The sequence below is a fragment of the Rhizobium sp. WW22 genome (assembly GCF_047041135.1).
In the GTDB taxonomy this organism is placed as follows: domain Bacteria; phylum Pseudomonadota; class Alphaproteobacteria; order Rhizobiales; family Rhizobiaceae; genus Rhizobium.
Map to the genome: position 1 here is coordinate 370068 of NZ_CP178198.1, position 17533 is coordinate 387600.

At 60.4% G+C, this 17533-nt stretch carries 18 protein-coding genes; 10 read left to right on the plus strand and 8 right to left on the minus strand.

The window, feature by feature from the left end; all coding sequences use genetic code 11:
- Positions 1-372, minus strand: a complete 372-nt coding sequence (locus ACK83U_RS01895; protein ID WP_112608241.1) for an NIPSNAP family protein — start codon at positions 370-372, stop codon at positions 1-3.
- A 368-nt stretch (positions 373-740) separates the two neighbouring features.
- On the opposite strand from ACK83U_RS01895, the gene guaB reads away from it, so the two are divergent.
- The 5 genes from guaB to ACK83U_RS01920 all read left to right on the plus strand — a co-directional run bounded on the left by guaB (position 741) and on the right by ACK83U_RS01920 (position 5142).
- Positions 741-2225, plus strand: a complete 1485-nt coding sequence (gene guaB / locus ACK83U_RS01900; RefSeq protein WP_112335356.1) for an IMP dehydrogenase — start codon at positions 741-743, stop codon at positions 2223-2225.
- Positions 2226-2228: 3 nt separating this feature from the next.
- Positions 2229-2819: a hypothetical protein gene (locus ACK83U_RS01905; RefSeq protein WP_112608239.1), complete on the plus strand. Its 591-nt coding sequence runs from the start codon at positions 2229-2231 to the stop codon at positions 2817-2819.
- 42 nt (positions 2820-2861) lie between these two features.
- Positions 2862-3284, plus strand: a complete 423-nt coding sequence (locus ACK83U_RS01910; RefSeq protein ID WP_112608237.1) for an MAPEG family protein — start codon at positions 2862-2864, stop codon at positions 3282-3284.
- A gap of 145 nt (positions 3285-3429) precedes the next feature.
- Positions 3430-4311, plus strand: coding sequence for a dienelactone hydrolase family protein (locus ACK83U_RS01915; protein WP_112608235.1), 882 nt, complete (start codon positions 3430-3432; stop codon positions 4309-4311).
- Positions 4312-4509: 198 nt separating this feature from the next.
- Entirely contained in the window at positions 4510-5142 is a 633-nt protein-coding gene (locus tag ACK83U_RS01920; protein WP_112398732.1) for a TetR/AcrR family transcriptional regulator, read from the plus strand.
- Positions 5143-5178: 36 nt separating this feature from the next.
- On the opposite strand, the gene ACK83U_RS01925 is transcribed toward ACK83U_RS01920, so the two are convergent.
- Entirely contained in the window at positions 5179-6132 is a 954-nt protein-coding gene (locus tag ACK83U_RS01925) for a LysR substrate-binding domain-containing protein (protein WP_015338895.1), read from the minus strand.
- Positions 6133-6332: 200 nt separating this feature from the next.
- Between ACK83U_RS01925 and ACK83U_RS01930 the strand changes: the two genes are divergently transcribed.
- The 3 genes from ACK83U_RS01930 to ACK83U_RS01940 all read left to right on the plus strand — a co-directional run bounded on the left by ACK83U_RS01930 (position 6333) and on the right by ACK83U_RS01940 (position 9151).
- Positions 6333-6632, plus strand: a complete 300-nt coding sequence (locus ACK83U_RS01930; protein WP_112608233.1) for a DUF1127 domain-containing protein — start codon at positions 6333-6335, stop codon at positions 6630-6632.
- Positions 6633-6824: 192 nt separating this feature from the next.
- On the plus strand, positions 6825-7403 hold the full coding sequence (locus tag ACK83U_RS01935) for a dienelactone hydrolase family protein (RefSeq protein ID WP_112608231.1): 579 nt from the start codon (positions 6825-6827) through the stop codon (positions 7401-7403).
- A 149-nt stretch (positions 7404-7552) separates the two neighbouring features.
- Positions 7553-9151 (plus strand): ABC-F family ATP-binding cassette domain-containing protein, encoded by a 1599-nt coding sequence (locus ACK83U_RS01940; protein WP_112608229.1) that lies wholly within the window; start codon positions 7553-7555, stop codon positions 9149-9151.
- An 8-nt stretch (positions 9152-9159) separates the two neighbouring features.
- On the opposite strand, the gene ACK83U_RS01945 is transcribed toward ACK83U_RS01940, so the two are convergent.
- The 3 genes from ACK83U_RS01945 to ACK83U_RS01955 all read right to left on the minus strand — a co-directional run bounded on the left by ACK83U_RS01945 (position 9160) and on the right by ACK83U_RS01955 (position 12537).
- Positions 9160-10038 (minus strand): aldo/keto reductase family oxidoreductase, encoded by an 879-nt coding sequence (locus ACK83U_RS01945; protein WP_112608227.1) that lies wholly within the window; start codon positions 10036-10038, stop codon positions 9160-9162.
- Between the two features lie 121 nt (positions 10039-10159).
- The gene (locus ACK83U_RS01950; protein WP_112608225.1) at positions 10160-11029 is read right to left on the minus strand and encodes a DUF937 domain-containing protein; all 870 of its coding nucleotides are present in this window, start codon (positions 11027-11029) and stop codon (positions 10160-10162) included.
- 134 nt (positions 11030-11163) lie between these two features.
- A complete protein-coding gene (locus ACK83U_RS01955) occupies positions 11164-12537 on the minus strand; it encodes a glutamate--cysteine ligase (RefSeq protein WP_112608223.1) in 1374 nt (457 codons plus the stop codon).
- Between the two features lie 243 nt (positions 12538-12780).
- Here ACK83U_RS01955 and ACK83U_RS01960 point away from each other — a divergent pair, with 243 nt between their 5' ends.
- Positions 12781-13395, plus strand: coding sequence for a LysE family translocator (locus ACK83U_RS01960; protein ID WP_112608221.1), 615 nt, complete (start codon positions 12781-12783; stop codon positions 13393-13395).
- A 4-nt stretch (positions 13396-13399) separates the two neighbouring features.
- Here the strand turns inward: ACK83U_RS01960 and ACK83U_RS01965 are convergent, their stop codons facing one another.
- The 3 genes from ACK83U_RS01965 to ACK83U_RS01975 all read right to left on the minus strand — a co-directional run bounded on the left by ACK83U_RS01965 (position 13400) and on the right by ACK83U_RS01975 (position 16337).
- Positions 13400-14137: a 16S rRNA (uracil(1498)-N(3))-methyltransferase gene (locus ACK83U_RS01965; RefSeq protein WP_112608219.1), complete on the minus strand. Its 738-nt coding sequence runs from the start codon at positions 14135-14137 to the stop codon at positions 13400-13402.
- A 70-nt stretch (positions 14138-14207) separates the two neighbouring features.
- On the minus strand, positions 14208-15743 hold the full coding sequence (locus ACK83U_RS01970; protein ID WP_112608217.1) for an inorganic phosphate transporter: 1536 nt from the start codon (positions 15741-15743) through the stop codon (positions 14208-14210).
- Between the two features lie 96 nt (positions 15744-15839).
- On the minus strand, positions 15840-16337 hold the full coding sequence (locus tag ACK83U_RS01975) for an NUDIX hydrolase (protein WP_112409936.1): 498 nt from the start codon (positions 16335-16337) through the stop codon (positions 15840-15842).
- A gap of 263 nt (positions 16338-16600) precedes the next feature.
- On the opposite strand from ACK83U_RS01975, the gene ACK83U_RS01980 reads away from it, so the two are divergent.
- A complete protein-coding gene (locus ACK83U_RS01980) occupies positions 16601-17509 on the plus strand; it encodes a LysR substrate-binding domain-containing protein (protein WP_112608215.1) in 909 nt (302 codons plus the stop codon).
- Positions 17510-17533 lie beyond the last annotated feature (24 nt).

Consider the following 17533-nt stretch of genomic DNA (forward strand, 5'->3'; position numbering starts at 1 on the left):
CTAAGTCGTTGCCCGTAGCATCGGCCGCAAAAAAGTTCGCTCGTAGCTGATGAATGGCGGGTTCTTACCGAAGCGTTCGTTTGCGGCAATTCCGTCCGGATCGGCTGCAACACGCTCGCGGTATTGCAGGTAGGTTATCTCATCTGGAAATGTGAATAGTGCGACCGCTATACCGCCGGGGCCTTCTTCACCCATGCCCGGAAAGCTCACTCCGGCCTCTGCGGGCTTGTCCCGGGGTAGGAAATAGCCGTGATGTGTTCCGCCATGGCGTTCGATGAGCTCAATCCAAATCCGACTGTAAGCTTCGAATTCCGAAATTCTGTGGTGATCGATGTGGTAGCGAACTTCGCATGTAACCGGGCTTTTGAGCATTGAAAGATCATTTCTTTAGGTTACAAGCAGGCATCAGGATTCCTGCGTCCAATCGACCGTGATACCTTATGTCATGGCGCACTCTTCCGGAATAGACCGCTCGCAATTGCTGCTCTTGCCGAAAGCGGCCGACGATTACGAGGGCTTTCGCATGTGTTTAACAACCCCCGCATGGAAATCCCTGAACACTGCAGCCGGATCCCGCATTGAAGTCGCGGCTTAGCATACCTGCCCATCGCTTTTTGCTATTCCCTTCCTGTCATAGACGTGTTACCAGCCCTCGCCAACTTCCAAGCAACACTTGCAAGATCGCCCGGTAGACGATTCGTTCCGGGCTTTCCTGTTTTTCACAGACGAAGGAATTGGCCATGGCACGCATCATTGAAACGTCAACCGGGTTGGATGCTCTGACATTCGACGACGTGCTCCTGCAGCCGGGACACTCCGAGGTCATGCCGGGCCAGACGAATATTGCCACCCGCATCGCCCAGGACATCGAGCTCAACCTGCCGATCCTTTCCGCCGCCATGGATACGGTCACGGAAAGCCGCCTTGCGATCGCCATGGCTCAGGCCGGCGGCATGGGTGTTATCCACCGTAATCTGACACCGGTGCAGCAGGCCGAAGAGGTCCGACAGGTCAAGAAGTTCGAAAGCGGCATGGTCGTCAATCCGGTCACCATCGGTCCGGACGCAACGCTCGCCGAAGCGCTCAGCCTGATGAAGGCCCACGGCATTTCCGGCATTCCGGTCGTCGAAAAGTCGCACCGCCTCGTCGGCATCCTCACCAACCGCGACGTTCGCTTCGCCTCCGATCCCCAGCAGAAGATCTACGAGCTGATGACCCGCGAGAATCTCGTGACGGTCAAGGACGGTGTTCAGCAGCATGAAGCCAAACGCCTGCTGCACACGCACCGCATCGAAAAGCTACTTGTCGTCGATGGCGACAGCCGTCTCGTCGGCCTGATCACCGTCAAGGATATCGAGAAGTCGCAGCTGAACCCGCATGCTTCGAAGGATGCCCAGGGCCGCCTTCGTGCCGCAGCCGCCATCAGCGTCGGCGACGATGGCTATGAGCGCGCCGAGCGCCTGATCGACGCCGGCGTCGACCTTCTGGTCGTCGATACCGCCCACGGTCACTCGCAGCGCGTTCTCGATGCCGTCACCCGCGTCAAGAAGCTGTCCAACTCCGTCCGAATCATGGCCGGCAACGTCGCCACCTATGACGGCACGCGCGCGTTGATCGATGCAGGTGCGGATGCCGTCAAGGTCGGTATCGGCCCCGGCTCCATCTGCACGACCCGTATCGTCGCCGGCGTCGGCGTTCCGCAGCTGGCCGCCATCATGTCGGCTGTGCAGGCAGCGCAGGATCAGAACATCCCGATTATCGCCGATGGCGGCATCAAGTTCTCTGGTGACCTGGCAAAGGCGATCGCCGCCGGCGCATCCGCCGCCATGATCGGTTCGCTGCTCGCCGGCACGGATGAAAGCCCGGGCGAGGTCTATCTCTACCAGGGTCGCTCCTTCAAGGCCTATCGCGGCATGGGCTCTGTCGGCGCCATGGCGCGCGGTTCCGCGGATCGCTACTTCCAGGCCGAGGTCCGCGACACGCTGAAGCTTGTGCCGGAAGGCATCGAAGGCCAGGTTCCCTACAAGGGGCCTGTCTCTGGCGTGCTGCATCAGCTCGCAGGCGGTCTCAAGGCAGCCATGGGCTATGTCGGCGGCGCCGATCTCAAGGATTTCCAGGAGCGCGCCACCTTCGTGCGCATCTCCGGCGCGGGCCTGCGCGAAAGTCACGCCCATGACGTCACGATCACCCGCGAAAGCCCGAATTATCCGGGCGCAGGCGGCTGATCGATGACAGATCGCGCTTTGGACAACGCCAGGTCCTTGCAGGGCCTGGCGGCGATCCTCGCAGCGCTTTCGCTGGCACTGTTCGCCTGGATTTATGCCGGTTTCATGCGCACCTTTAGCGATGCCGCAGCCGGCCAGCAGATGCTCGATGCACGCATCGGCGGCTATGAGCGCGAAGACGTCGTCGCCATGCTGCGCTATCTCAAGGATCATCCCGACCCGGCCAGAATCCTGCATTCGATGTATCTCGGGCCTGAGCTGATCTTCCCGCTGGTACTGGGCGGATTGTTGTTCTGCCTGATGCGGCTCGTCGGCCCCGGCGGCTTTTTCTTCGGCCGGCCGATTCCACCTGGCGCGACCGCAGTCATCTTCTGCCTGCCGATCTTCTACGCGCTTGTCGATTATGCCGAGAATATTGCGGGCCTGATGCTCTATCCGCCGGCAACGCCCTCCGATGCCACGGTATCGCTGCTGGCCGGCCTGCTGCCCATCATCGTCAGACTGAAATTCCTGACGCTGGTTGTGACGGTTATTCTGCTGGCCCGCTTTGCGATTTTTCGCTACCTCTCGCCGGACGGCACGCGGCCGTCCTGATTGTCCCTATCGGCTTTCGGAAGTTCCAAAGGAGTTGGCGGCGTGACTGGCTTTGAAATGTTCTGGCCCATGATGGCGCATGCGGTACTGGTCTTCATCCTTTATGCGCTCCTCGGATGGCGCCGCCGCGTGCTGGTGAAGGCCGGCCGCATCCAGCCAGCGCAATTCCGCGAAAACCATACAGCCGACGAACCGGCGGAAAGCCTGGTGGTGCGAAACAGCCTCGCCAATCAGTTCGAGCTTCCCTTGCTTTTCCATGTCGGCTGTATCGTCCTCTATACCGCTCAAGCGGATAATCTGCCGGCCGTAATCCTTGCCTGGATCTTCGTCGCCACGCGCTACGCTCATGCCTTCGTGCATGTGACCAGCAATGATCTGCGCTATCGCAGCTCGCTCTTCACTCTCGGCTTTGCAGCCCTGGTCTGCATGTGGGGCTGGCTTGGCATCTGGCTCGCCTTCTCCTGAGGCTGCCTGCATTCCGTAAGCCGCAACCTGCGGTAACGTGTTTGTGTTTTTCCTTTATCGTTACGCCGACATCGGTTGACCTATCTTGTCAGCGGGTGGCCGGTCGTTTGTTGCCTACCACCGGGGAAACAGGGAGAAGCGGATTATGAGCACGGAAAAGCCGGTCGTGACGCAGGCGATGATCAACGCCTATGACGAATACACGCATCTGACGCTCGATCGTCGGGGTTTCATGGAAAAGCTGACCAAGCTTGCAGGCTCGGCGGGTGCCGCCGCTGCCATCGCGCCGCTGCTCGCGGCCAATAAGGCCAGCGCCGAGATCATTGCCGCCGATGACGGCAGGCTGGACGCAAAGGATGTGACGTTCGCCGGCAGCAAAGGCGAGATGAAGGGCTATCTCGTCCGCCCGAAAGATGCAGCCGGCAAGCTCGGCGGGGTCATCGTCATCCACGAGAATCGCGGCCTCAATCCGCATATCCGCGATGTCGCCCGCCGCATGGCGCTGGAAGGCTTCGTGGTGCTGGCGCCCGATTTCCTCTCCCCGCTCGGCGGCACGCCCGAGGACGAGGACAAGGCGCGCGACATGTTCACCAATCTCGATCCGGCATTGACGGCCGCTAACGCCGAGGCGAGCCTGACCTATCTCGCCAAGACGGATGGCGCCAACGGCAAGGTCGGCGCCGTCGGCTTCTGCTGGGGCGGCGGCCTCGTCAACCGTTTCGCGACCATCTCGCCGGAGCTGAAGGCGGGCGTTGCCTATTATGGCGCGCAGCCGCCGGCGGACGACGTGCCTGACATCAAGGCTGCCCTCTTGTTGCACTATGCCGGGTTGGACGATCGCATCAACGCCGGCATCGAGGCCTATCGCAAGGAGCTGCAGTCAGCCGGCAAGACCTTCGAGATTTTCGTCTATGAAGGCGTCAATCATGCCTTCAACAACGATACCTCAGCAGCCCGATACGACAAGAAAGCTGCTGACCTGGCCTGGGGCAGAGCCGTCGATTTCCTGAGGAAGTACCTGTCCTAGAACGACGCGGATTGAGCATGCGGGCTCACCGATTACCGGGGCCGAAACCATGTCTTGGCCCCGATTCCGGAGTTCATTCTGACTCCTAAGTGATGATTAAAATTGGACTTTTCCCGTTTACGCGCATTGAACCCCTCAGGTGTCATAGCGTCGGCCGCGCTTGAGCGTCGTTCAGTGCGAGAATGAAACGGGAAGAGAATGAATCCGGATAATCCCGACCGTATTAACTTTCGAAAGAGGCCGCAGCAGGAGCGCAGCATCCAGCGTGTCGATGCCATCCTGTCGGTTGCGGCCGCGCTGATCGCCGAGAAGGGGGTGAGCGCGATGAAGATGACCGAACTGGCTACGGTTGCCGCAATCCCGATCGGCTCCGTCTATCAGTATTTCCCGGACAAGGCGGCGATCGTCCGTGCCTTGCTCGAACGCCATTCCAGCCGAATCCGGCAAAAGGTCGGAGAGGCTTTTGCTTTCGTGGCATCGCTCGATCATGCCATCGAGCTCGTCTGCACCATGATCGACTGGTATTATCGCGAGTTTCGCAGCGATCCCGCCTATATCGGCGTCTGGCTCGGCACGGATATCGACAGGGATATCCTCCAGCTCAACATTCAGCACAGCAATCGCGTCGCCGAAATTTTCCTGGAAAGTATCCGGCCTTTCCTGCCCGCTGAAAGTCGCATCGACCTTGAGGCACGCACGCAGCTGTTCAGCCATCTGATCGGCGCATCCATCCGCTTCGCCATCGTGAGCGAGGACGAGATGGCGCTACGTATGCTGTATGAATTGAAGCAGGTGATCCGCGTTACCTTGCTGGCAGAGCCGGCGCAGTAACGATTCCCGAAGGCGATTGGCTGGTGATCCCCGAGCTCACCAGCCCGGCAGAATGTGCCCGGCGCGTAGTCGGGGATAGAAGCGCGTATAGGTTTTCACCTCGCCGTCAAGATCGTCATCCACCGCAGCCGGCGTGATGTTGTCCAGGCAGGCCGAGATATGAGCGGTGATGGCGTTCATCAGCGATACGGACAGGCCGGCCCGTTTCATGATGCCGATCTGCACCGGCGGCAGCGGTGGGAAGCCATCGGCCTGGGTCAGCACCTTCATGCCGGTCCTGAGCGCCGATTCCGGCATGACCGAAACCGCCATGCCGGCGAGCACGGCCGCGGCAACCACGGTGCAGGACCAGCTGGTGAACAGGATCTGATAGTCGCGGCCGCCGGCATCGAGAGCCGAGCAGGCAAGCTGGCGCCACTGACAGTCGCGCCGCCCGACGGCGAGCGGAATGGGCGCATCGTCGCGCAGCGGATGATTGGCCGAGCCGACCCAGCAAAGTGGTTCCGTTCGCACGACATCCGACATGCGTTCACGCGGATTGTGGGTGACGAGCGCGATATCGAGCTCGCCGCGATGCATGCGCTCGGCGAGATCGACCGAGGGTTCGCAGACGATGTAGAGCTCGACATTCGGGTGCGTCTTGGCAAAACGTCCTATGATTTCGGGCATGTAGCGGTCGGCATAATCGTCCGGCGTGCCGATGCGCAGCGTGCCCTCGAGCCGATTGTCGTCGAAAGCCGCCATCGCCTCGTTGTTCAGGCGAATGATGCGGCGGGCATAGTTCAACAGCTTGTCGCCTTCCGCCGTCAGGCGGTTGCCGCGGCCATCCTTGATAAAGAGTTGCTTGCCGACGCGCTCTTCCAGCCGCCGCATCTGCATGGAGACGGCCGATTGCGTCTTGAACACGCGGTCGGCTGCCTTGGTGAAGCTTCCGGAATCCACGATTGCGATGAAGGTCTGCAACTGATCGATATCAAGCGGCGCGGACATGGGTTCACCTATAAAGGAGTTTGATAGTTATCATTAGAAACATTCGTTGGACTGATCAATAGGGCTTTGGCATCTTCTGAATGCAATTCAGCATACCAATCGAACAGAAACACCTGTCGAATTCCTCCCGGCCTACGCCCCTTTTCCGGATCATCGGAAAGGGGCTTGGCTCGCGTGTGCCCAAAGAAAGGAACACGGAAATGCGCACGACAGATCGGACCCTTGACCTCGGCCTAGCAACGCCATCGCTGTCGCTGACGGCACGCGTGGGGCTTGCTTTGAGCAATGTCGCATCGATCTGGCGCGCAATCCGAAATCGTAAGGAAATCGAATATCTGAATGAGTTGAACGACACTCAGTTGAGCGACATCGGCCTCACCAGGCAGGATTTGAACGCCGCGCTGACCACCTCGACCTTCTTCGGGGATCCGTCCGGCCATCTCACCAATTCCGCGCGTCGCTGCGCGCGCCTCTCCGCCTTCAGCAGCTTTAGAGGCTGATGGTGGACGATAGTTTCCCCGCAGGGTGATAGCCAATAAGCCCTGCCTCTTTCCCGGTGTTCGGCCCAAGGGCCAACACCGGGTTTTTTCTTTCTGAAGACCGGGTTTTCGTCATGGATCACGCGCGGGCAAGTTGCCTCCTGCAGCAACTGTCTTATCTAACGACTTGATCCGAACAGCAGGGAAGTGATGATGGCAACGGTGATCTTCTTCCACTCCGTCTATGGTCTGCGGTCGCTCGAACATGAGGCGGTCGAGCGTGTGCAGGCGGCCGGGCACAAGGCCTTCGCGCCGGATCTCTATGATGGGCTGATCGCCCGATCGATCGAAGAAGGGTTCGAATTCAAGGACGAGATCGGCTGGGAAACGATCTGCGAGCGCGCCGAATGGGCGCTGGCCGGGCTGCCGGCCTCGACCGTGTTGGCCGGCTTTTCAATGGGGGCCGGCGTTATCTCCAGCCTCTGGCCCAAGCGGGAAAAGACGGCCGGCATCCTTTTGCTGCATGGCGTCGCCCCGATCGCCGAGAACACGCGCAAGGGTCTGCCCTTGCAGCTGCATCTGGCCGAACCGGACCCGTTCGAACCAGAGGAAGACGTTGCCGCCTGGCGGCAGGCCGTCGAGCGCTCCGGAACCGCCGCAGAGATTTTTCGATATCCGGGCGGCGGCCATCTCTATACCGATGCCAGCCTACCCGATTATAACGCCAGGGCTGCCGATCTCACCTGGAAGCGTGTCATAGACTTCCTTGGCGCCATCGATGCCAATGCGTGAAATGCCCGCATCTTCACTCGCAGGACTTGAACTGAAGATGCCGCTCGCCTAGTTTATGAGCATCGTTGATACCAACAGGATGTGTGCAGCAATGGATTTCACCTCGACCGCAATGCCGTTCAGCCTTGCCATCGAGGACATTCATGTTCATGCCCATATCCATCGTTCTATCCAATCTTTCGTGGTCCACGCCTGACGGCCGGCCGCTTCTTTCTAATCTCGATCTGAGCTTCGGCGCTGAGCGCACCGGCCTCGTCGGGCGCAACGGCGTCGGCAAAACGACCCTGATCAAGCTCATCTCCGGCGAGTTGCAGCCGCAATCCGGCAGCATCTCGTTCAACGGCCGATTGGGAATCCTGCGCCAGAGCGTGCAGGTGGAGGCGGACGAAACCGTTGCCGATCTTTTTGGCGCAAGCAAAGCCCTTGCCGTGTTGAAACGGGCGGAAGCCGGCGAGGCGACCAATGACGAACTCGTCTTGGCCGACTGGACGCTCGAGGCGCGCATCGCCGCAGCCCTTGATCGTGTCGGGCTTGACGTCACTCCGGAAACGCCTCTCGTGGCCCTGTCCGGCGGACAGCGCACGCGCTGCGGCCTGGCTGCCCTTATCGTCGACGATCCGGATTTCCTCATTCTCGACGAACCCACCAACAATCTCGATCGTGACGGTCGCGCCGCTGTCATCCATCTGCTTGCGGGCTGGAGGGCAGGCGCCATTGTCATCAGCCATGACCGTGAGCTGCTCGATACCATGGATGCGATCGTCGAACTGACATCGCTCGGCGCCTCACGCTATGGCGGCAACTGGAGCCAATATCGCGAACGTAAGGCGCTGGAGCTTTCCGCCGCCGAGCATGATTTCGCCGAGGCGGAGAAGCGTATCGCCGAAGTGGAGAGAAGCGCCCAGGCAGCCGTCGAGCGGCAAGCGAGGCGGGACAAAGCCGGCCGAAAGATGGCGGCAAAGGGCGGTATTCCGCGCATCATGCTCGGCGGTTTGAAGGAGCGGGCCGAAATGACGAGCGCAGAAAAGACGCGGCTTGCCGAACGCCGCCGCTCCCAAGCCCTGCAGGATGCCGCCGCCGCCCGCGAAAAGATCGAGATCCTGCAGCCCCTGGCCGTCAAGCTGCCGACATCGGGATTGCCGGCAAACAGGATCGTCCTCAGGATGGAAGGCGTCACCGCTGGCTACGAGCCAGAACGGCCGATCCTGCGCGACTTCAATTTCATCATGACGGGGCCGGAGCGTGTTGCCGTCGCCGGGCCGAACGGCTCAGGCAAAACGACACTGCTGGCATTGGTCTCCGGCGCGCTAAAACCCGGGAGCGGCACGGTGCGGGTCGTCCATTCCGCCCTGCTAGATCAGCGAGTGAGCCTGCTTGATCCATCCCTTTCGATTCGCGATAATTTCCGGCGGATCAACCCGGATGCGGACGAAAATGCCTGCCGAGCCGCCCTGGCGCGCTTCATGTTTCGGGCTGATGCCGCGCTGCAGATTGTCTCCAGCCTGAGCGGCGGCCAGCTTCTGCGGGCCGGACTTGCTTGTGTACTTGGCGGCGCGATGGCGCCTTCGTTGCTGATCCTCGATGAACCGACCAATCATCTGGATATCGACTCCATCGCCGCGGTTGAAGCCGGGCTGCGGGCCTATGACGGCGCGCTTCTGGTTGTCAGCCACGACGAGGTGTTTCTCAACAATATCGGCATAGAGAGACGGCTCGAGCTCTCTGCCCGAGCCTTCTCGGATCGGTGAGAGGTGCGTCAAGCGTGGTCGGCACCGGCGATGCGATCGAGTTCGGCGATCGCATCTTCCGGAAGCTTCAGCTCGGCGGCCGCGATATTCTGCCTGAGGTGAGCAAGCGACGAGGTGCCTGGGATGAGCAGGATATTCGGCGCGCGCTGCAGCAGCCAGGCAAGCGCCACCTGCATTGGCGTGGCGTTCAGGCGCGCGGCCACATCGGAAAGCGCCGATGATTGCAGCGGTGTGAACCCACCGAGCGGGAAGAAGGGCACATAGGCGATGCCGTCGCGTTCCAGTTCATCGACCAGTGCATCATCCGTGCGCTGCGCCAGATTGTAGAGGTTCTGCACGCAGACGATCTCGGTGATCTTGCGCCCCTCGGCGATCTGGTTGCGCGTGACGTTGCTAAGCCCGATGTGACGCACCAGACCCTGCCGCTTGAACTCCGCAAGGGCGGTCAGCGGTGCCTCGATCGAACCCTCGGTCGGGTGATGTGGATTGATCATGACGCGAAGGTTGACGACATCGAGCACGTCGAGCTGCAGATTGCGCAGATTGTCGTGCACCGCCTGCTTCAGCTCATCGGCGGAAAAGGCCGGCAGCCAGGAGGCATCAGCGCCGCGCCGCGCGCCGATTTTGGTGACGATGACGAGATCGTCGCGATAGGGATGGAGCGCTTCCCGGATCAGCTGGTTGGTCACATGCGGACCGTAGAAGTCGCTGGTATCGATATGGTTGACGCCCAAGGCGATGGCCTCGCGGAGGACTGCGAGCGCGGTGTCATGGTCCTTCGGCGGGCCGAATACTCCGGGGCCTGCTAGCTGCATGGCGCCGTAGCCGATCCGTTTGACCTTGCTGTCCCCAAGGCTAAAGCTGCCGGATTGATCGATGCTGGACATGCTATCTCCTTTTCAAGATGAAATAAGAAATAGGCTCAGTCTTAGTGTGTGATAATCGGGCGCAATCCGCACGGCCCGTGCGGAATAGCGAACAATGGAACGGAATACGATCAGCCGAATGTCACTTCTGTTCTGGGGCTGGCTTGTCCTCGGTCTTCAAATAGCTGTCGAAGATCGCTTCCATGTTCTTTTGATAATTCTTCTGCACTTCCAGGCCGCTATCGAACATGGCGTTGAACATCTCGGTATAAGCGGCCATGTCGACCCCGGCAGCGGGCTTTGCCTTCGGCTCTTCCTTTGGCGGCTCCGATGGCATCGGGAAGTTCTTCATCATGTCCTGAAACGCCTTGGCGAAGGGATTGTCGAGGAAAGGATTGGTCGGCGCCGGCCTCTCGCGCTTGACGGCATCGGCGCCGAACATCAGCTCCATCGCCTGGGTGAAGGGATTGTCGAAGATGCTTGCCTGCGGCGTCGGCTGCTGTTTGGGCGCAAAGCCGATGCTCTGCAGCCAGCCCTGCATCATCTCGCCCATATCGGTGTTGAGGAAGGGATTGGCCATCTGCGGGATCTGGCCGCTCGTCTCCTTGAACAGACCGCCCATCAGCGTATCGGCCATAGCAGGCAACATGCGCTTGTAGATTTCCTGCCCGATGCCGGTCATCTGCGCTGCCTGCGCCGCGATCGCACGAGAAACGTCTTTGGAACCAAACAGCCGTCCGAGCACCGCATTGCCGTCGGCAATGCCCTCGGGCGTAAAGGCCTTGGTCATGTCCTCGAAATATTTAGCATAGGAGCCCGAGCTGATGTCCTGCATCACGCCCATGAAATTATAGGGATCGGTGGCGCTGCGCTTGAAGCCGGAGGAAAAGGCCGGCATCAGCGCGGCCATCGCTTTCGCCGCCTGCTCCTGCGCAAGACTGAACTGCTTGGCCATGGCCTCCGTGGCGGCGCCATTCTGTGCCTGCATCATCATGTCGAAGAGTGGCAGCATCGAAGTCCCTTTCCCCGCTATGAGGCCGCTTCGGAATCAGGCGGCGCTTGATTCCGATAGTATAGCGGAAAAAAGAGGGCGCATACCGGTTTCTGCCGTGAACTCGCCAGGCCGCGACGGCAGATAACCGCCTATCAGTATTGATATTCCTCGAAGATCGGTTCGACAGACTGGTTCCAGCGGCCATTGTAGAGCATCAGCAGATCGTCAGCGAGCGTACCCTTCTTGGCAAGCACCTCGTCGAGCGGCGAAAGGAAGACGGTTTCGTCCTGGCCGTCGCCATTCAAGCGATTGCGGTTCTTCAGGCCAAGGCGCGAAATGCCGACCACTTCGCGTGCAATATCAAGCAGACCGTGGGCCTTGATGGAAGCCTTCAAGCCCTGCGCCGGCACCGCGTCACGCAGTGCGTTGACCTCTTGGAAGTTCCAATCCTTGGTCAGCTCGTCGGCCGCCGTCAGCGCCTCATCGTCATAGAGCAGGCCGACCCAGAAGGCCGGCAACGCACAGATGCGGCGCCACGGGCCACCGTCAGCGCCGCGCATTTCGAGGAAGCGCTTGAGGCGGACATCCGGGAAGAGGGTGGAGAGATGGTTCGTCCAATCGCCCATCGTCGGTTGCCAATCGGCGATTTCGCCCTTCAGCGCTCCATCCATGAACCGACGGAAAGTGACATGCGTACAGTCGTGATAACGGCCGTCGCGAACGACGAAATACATGGGAACGTCGAGCGCCCACTTCACATAGTCTTCGAAGCCGAAATCGTCGCGGAACGTGAAATCGAGCAGGCCGCCGCGGCGGTTGTCGGTATCTTTCCAGATTTCGCCGCGCCAGGAAGAAAGCCCGTTCGGCTTGCCCTCGGTGAAGGGAGAGGAGGCAAAGAGCGCCGTTGCCAGCGACTGCAGTTTCATCGACACGCGCATCTTGCGGCGCATATCCGCTTCCGAGGAAAAGTCGAGATTCACCTGGATGGTGCAGGTGCGATACATCATATCGAGACCCTTGGTGCCGACCTTCGGCATATAGCGGGTCATGATGTCGTAGCGCGATTTCGGCATGCGCGGGGTTTCGGCAAGGGTCCACTTCGGGCTGCCGCCGACACCGAGGAAACGGATGCCCATCGGTTCGGCGATCTCGCGCACCGTCGCCAGATGATTGTTGGATTCCTTGCAGGTCTGATGGATAGTTTCGAGCGGCGCGCCGGAAAGCTCGAACTGACCGCCTGGCTCGATCGAGATCGCGCCCATGCCTGTGGGTTCGCCGAGCCCGATGATGTTGTCGCCGTCCATGATCGGATCCCAGCCGCTCTTCTTCTGCAGTCCTGTGAGGAGCGCGGAAATGCTGGCTTCGCCGAAATAGGGGACCGGGCTGTTGTCGGCGCGGAAAAACACGAATTTCTCGTGCTCGGTGCCAATGCGGAATTTCTCCTTCGGCTTGTTGCCGGCGGCCAGATAGGCCGTCATTTCCGAGACCGAGGAGAGCGGAGTCTGGTCGGTGGTATCGCGCGCCATGGTATTACCTTAGATCTCGGAGCAGAGCCCGCGTCAGTTGCAGGTCAATTGGAGGGTGATTGACGCGGATTGACGTACGGTGCAAGTGAATTTCTTTCAAGGGTCGTTCAAAAAAATAGGATTTTATGTCTCGCTAGTGCATCACGCCAGTGGCAGGCACAAGCATATTTGCACAAGCGTTCAAGACGCCTCTCTATTCACGCCGCTAGTTTTGCGTCCACTGACATCAAGCGGAGCACATCGATGAACGGTCCGAACGCCCTTTACTATTCCATACTGACACTGCTGTTTGCTTCGGTGGTCATCATGGGCAGCCCAGGCCCGTCCACGATCAGCGCGACAGCGATGGGCGCCGCCTATGGTTTCAGGCGGTCGCTCGCTTACGTTTCCGGTCTCATCGCAGGCACCGTAGCGGTCTTGCTGGCCGTCGCCGCCGGCGTCGTTGCGATTCTGCTGTCCGTGCCCCACGGCGCATTGCTGCTGACGGTGGTTTCCGCCGTCTATATCCTCTACCTCGCCTTCAAGATCGCCACGGCGCCGCCGCTGTCTCGCCGCGACGATCACGTTGCGGCGCCTGCCTTTTCTGGTGGTTTCCTGCTCGCCGTCGCCAATCCCAAGGCCTATCTGGCGATCGCTGCCGTCTTCGCCACTGTCAGCCTGTTTCAGGATCGGCGGCTGCTCGACGCCACCGTCAAGATCGCGCTGCTCATGGCCATGATCGTGGCCATTCACATGGTCTGGCTGCTTGTGGGTGCTTCGCTATCCCGTTTCCTCCGAGATCCGAAGATCTCGCGGATCGTCAACATCTCGCTCGCAATCCTGCTGGTCGTTGCGACCATCGTTGCCGTCTTGGAGTAAAGGGTCAGTTCCAGTCGCCGATCGCGGCCTGGATTACCGCCATCGCGGCAACGGCGGCCGTATCTGCACGCAGGATGCGCGGCCCGAGCGGAATGGCGGTGACGAAATCGAGGCTGCGCAGGAGGGCACGCTCCTCTTCCGAAAAGCCGCCTTCGGGGCCGACCAGCAGCGCCAGATGTTTCTCCTTCACTTTGGTCAGCAGCGGCAGCGGATTTTGTCCGGCATCGCCTTCGTCGCAATAGATGATACGGCGCTCGCGCGGCCAGCTTGCCAGCAGATCGGTAAGCTTAACCGGCTCGGCGACGTCGGGAATGCCAAGAATGCCGCATTGCTCGGCAGCCTCGATGACGTTGGCCTTGACCTTGTCGAGATTGGTAATCTTCCCTTGCACGTGCTGTGTCATGACCGGCTGCAGCAGACCGGCACCCATCTCCACGGCCTTCTGAACGAGGTAGTCGAGGCGCCCAACCTTCAGCGGCGCGAAGAGATAATGCAGATCGGACGGGGCCGGCTGCGGGCGTGTCTCCTCGATCGGCGTCAGCAGGATGCGCTTGCGGGTGGGGAAGGAGACACTAACTTTCCACTCTCCGTCGCGGCCGTTGAAGATCAGGAGTTCGGCGCCATCCTCCAAGCGCAGCACATTGGCGAGATAGTTGAACTGGTCATGGTCCGCCTCGATGGAGGCACCTGCCTTGATGTCTGATGTCACGAACAGCCGCTGCATGCGGAAATTGGCGCGCATGGATGATTCCCGGAATTGCTTAGAACAATGAGATAGGGCGGTTCGAAGACCCGGTGGGAACCGAACCGCTCTAAATGAAGAGCGCGACCATAACCCAATAAACGACGGCGGCAAGCAGGGCTGCGACCGGCACGGTGATCGCCCAGGCGGCGATGATGGTCATGAAATGCGAGCGGCGCACGAGCCGGCGGCGATGAACCTCATCGGGATTGCGCTCATCGGTGGCTTCCGGCTCGCTCCAGGGTATGCCCGCCGCCTCGGCCTTTTTGCGCATATAGTCAAATCGCCGCTTGGAACGGACGGTTGACCACTCGCGAAAGAAGCCGACGCCAAAGACTGCGCCAACGGTAATGTGGGTCGAACTCACCGGGAAACCGAACCAGGCGGCCACGATGACGGTGAGGGCCGCGGATACGGCGACGCAATAGGCACGCATCGGATTGAGTTTGGTGATCTGCTCGCCGAGAAGACGAATAAGCCGCGGGCCGTAAAGCAGAACGCCGACGGAGATGCCGCAGCCGCCGATCATGACCACCCAGAAGGGAGCCTTTTGGGTCGTCGTTTCAGCGAAGACATTCAGCGAGCCGCCAAGTCCGATATCGCGGACAATCGCGGCCAGTGGCCCGATCGCGTTGGCGACGTCGTTGGCGCCATGCGCGAAGGACATCAGGGCTGCCGAACAGATCAGCGGCAGGCGGAAAAGCTTGCGCAGCGAGCTATTCTTGTTTTCCAGCCCGACCGATTGCGCCGTTACCAGCGGTCGCGCCCCGAGCCCGACAATAATGCCGACCGCGAGGCCGATCGTCAGATTGAGGATACTGGGTATCGCGCCTTTGGGTTCGAGCTGGACCACGAGATAGCCTGAGAAGGCACCGGCCATCAGCCCGATCAGGATGGGAATCCAGTATCTGGCGGCGGCGATCTTGTCGTCGCGATAGATGATGCAGTTCTCGATGAAATAGAGGATGCCGGCGGCGATGGCACCGCCGAGAAAGGGCGTTACAACCCAGCCTGCGGAAATGGCCGCCAGCGTGTTCCAGTTCACGAGCTCGGGGCCGACAGCGGCTGAACCTGCGCCGACGACGGCGCCGACGATCGTATGCGTGGTCGAAACGGGCGCTTTCAGCCAGGTGGCGAAATTGATCCATAGGGCTGCGGCGAGAAGTGCCGCCATCATCAGCCAGGCAAGCTTGCCGACACTGATGATGCGGTTGGTGTCGACGATATGGGTCGAGATCGTGTTGATGACCGGGCCGCCGGCGATCGTCGCGCCGAGAATCTCGAAGATCGCCGCCATGACGAGCGCCTGCGTCATGGTGATCGCGCGCGCACCGACGGCGGCGCCGACATTGTTTGCGACGTCCTTCGCGCCGATGTTCATGGCCATGTAGCCGGCAAGCGCCACCGCGGCAAAGATCAGTGTGGCCCCCGGTTGGTCGAGCACGTAGATACCGGCAAAGACCATGGCGAGGCCGAGAAAGATCAGGCCGATGCCCGGCGCCACCAGGCGCCTCGTGACGTGATGGGTCGCGTCCTCGACATAGGTGAATTTGTCGAGGTCCTTGTCGAGCGTCCTTTTTGCAGGCGTGGCCGGTCGGTCGGGCATTCAATTCCCTGGATCAAAACTCTCGTATTGCGCTGACCGATGAGGCGCGCAATATCCGCTAGGCACACTGGCACAGTTTTTTGTGACGAATGTGGCTTATTTCGCCTGGATCGCAGCGGAAGCTGCCGTCATCCGCTCGGCGAAGGCAAGAATGAGATCGTGCAGCTCCGGTTCGCGAACACGTTCGGCGGCTTCCTCGAAGGAGACCCACTCCATGGAGCGCTCGCCCTTTTCCTTGAAGTTCTTGACGAGTTCGCTGACTTCGAGGGCATAGACCTGCACCCGGCACGGCACCTGAATGCCGTCCTTCAGCAGCTTGTCGTAGCCGAACGAGCCGAGCGGCTCGGTTTCCACCACACCGCGCACACCTGCCTCTTCATAGGCCTCACGGGCGGCGACCTCGTGAGAGAGCTTGCCCGGCATCGGCCATCCCTTGGGGATGACCCAACGACCGGTGTCGCGGCTGGTCAGCAACAGCATCTCAAATTGACCCGTCTTCTTCTTCACCCGATAGCAGAGCGCAGCATATTGCTGTCGCGGCGGACGCCGAAACATGAGTTGCACATCATTTGCTATACGGCTGAGAAAGGCCAATTGTCGGTTCACCTTTAGGAGTTGGAGTGACAGCTTGATTCTATATTATCACTTTGGGGAAAAATTTTGCGTTCCACGGAACGCTATATGGTATTTCCCCACATATTTATTGAGTGCTGCGTAGATAAAAATACAAAGATTTGCCTTCTGATATTCGCCAACGCTTATGCTGAAAGCGACATTCCACAGCGTTTCCGTGCCGCAGATGGCGCAATTGCTTGGATGTGGCTGCTATCGTTTTGGAAAGAGAGAAAAAATTTATTATGTCCGGACGCATCCCGCCTCGACGCTTGCCGCCTTTGAACGCGCTGCGTGCCTTCGATGCGGTGGCGCGCTGCGGCAGCATTCTGAAGGCGGCTGATGAGCTTGGCGTCGTGCGCGGGGCTATCAGGCAGCAGCTGACCCTGCTGGAGGCACATTTTGGTGTGCCCCTGTTCGACCGGGAGAATGGCCGGCTGGTGCTGACAGCGAAGGGCCGGGCATTCGCCGATTCCGTTGGCGTCGCCTTTGGCATCCTGACGCGGGCCTCCGCCGAACTTTCCGTTGGCCAACGGCGGTCGCTCCGGCTCGGCGTTCCCTCGGCCTTTGCCGTCTGGTGGCTGATGCCGCGTCTCGCGGCGCTTCAGGCGGCACTTCAGGATATCGATATCGACATCGTGCCGATGGCTACGGTCGAGCCGCTTGCCAAGCGCGCCGACCTGGAAGCGGTCATCATGGGCGGCGAATACCGGCCGACGCGCGATATCACGGCCATTCGTTTCATGGAGGATGAGTTCGGTCCCGTCACAACGCCAGATATCGCCGATCGCCTCGGGCTTGCCAGTGGGGTTTCGGCACTTGCCGGAGCCGTCGGCCTTGCCAGCCGTTCCGCCCCGAGCCTGTGGGAGGACTGGTTTGCCGAAAGCGGTCGCGCGCCCATCCCCTTTGCCGTCGATCGCGAATTCGAGGATCTGCTGCTTGCGATCGGCGCCGCCCGCTCGGGCCTCGGGGTCGCCATCGCCCCGCGCACCGCCATTGGCGAGGATATCGATCGCGGTACTCTGGTCGCCCCCTTCGGCTTCATCCGTAGGCCGGCGGGCTACAGCCTCAGCATTCGCAGCGGCGACGTGAAGGACCCGGCACTGGTACGATTGGCGGATTGGCTAAGCGAGACAGGGGCCGAACCGGCTTAGCAAAACATCAAAACGAAGCGCATC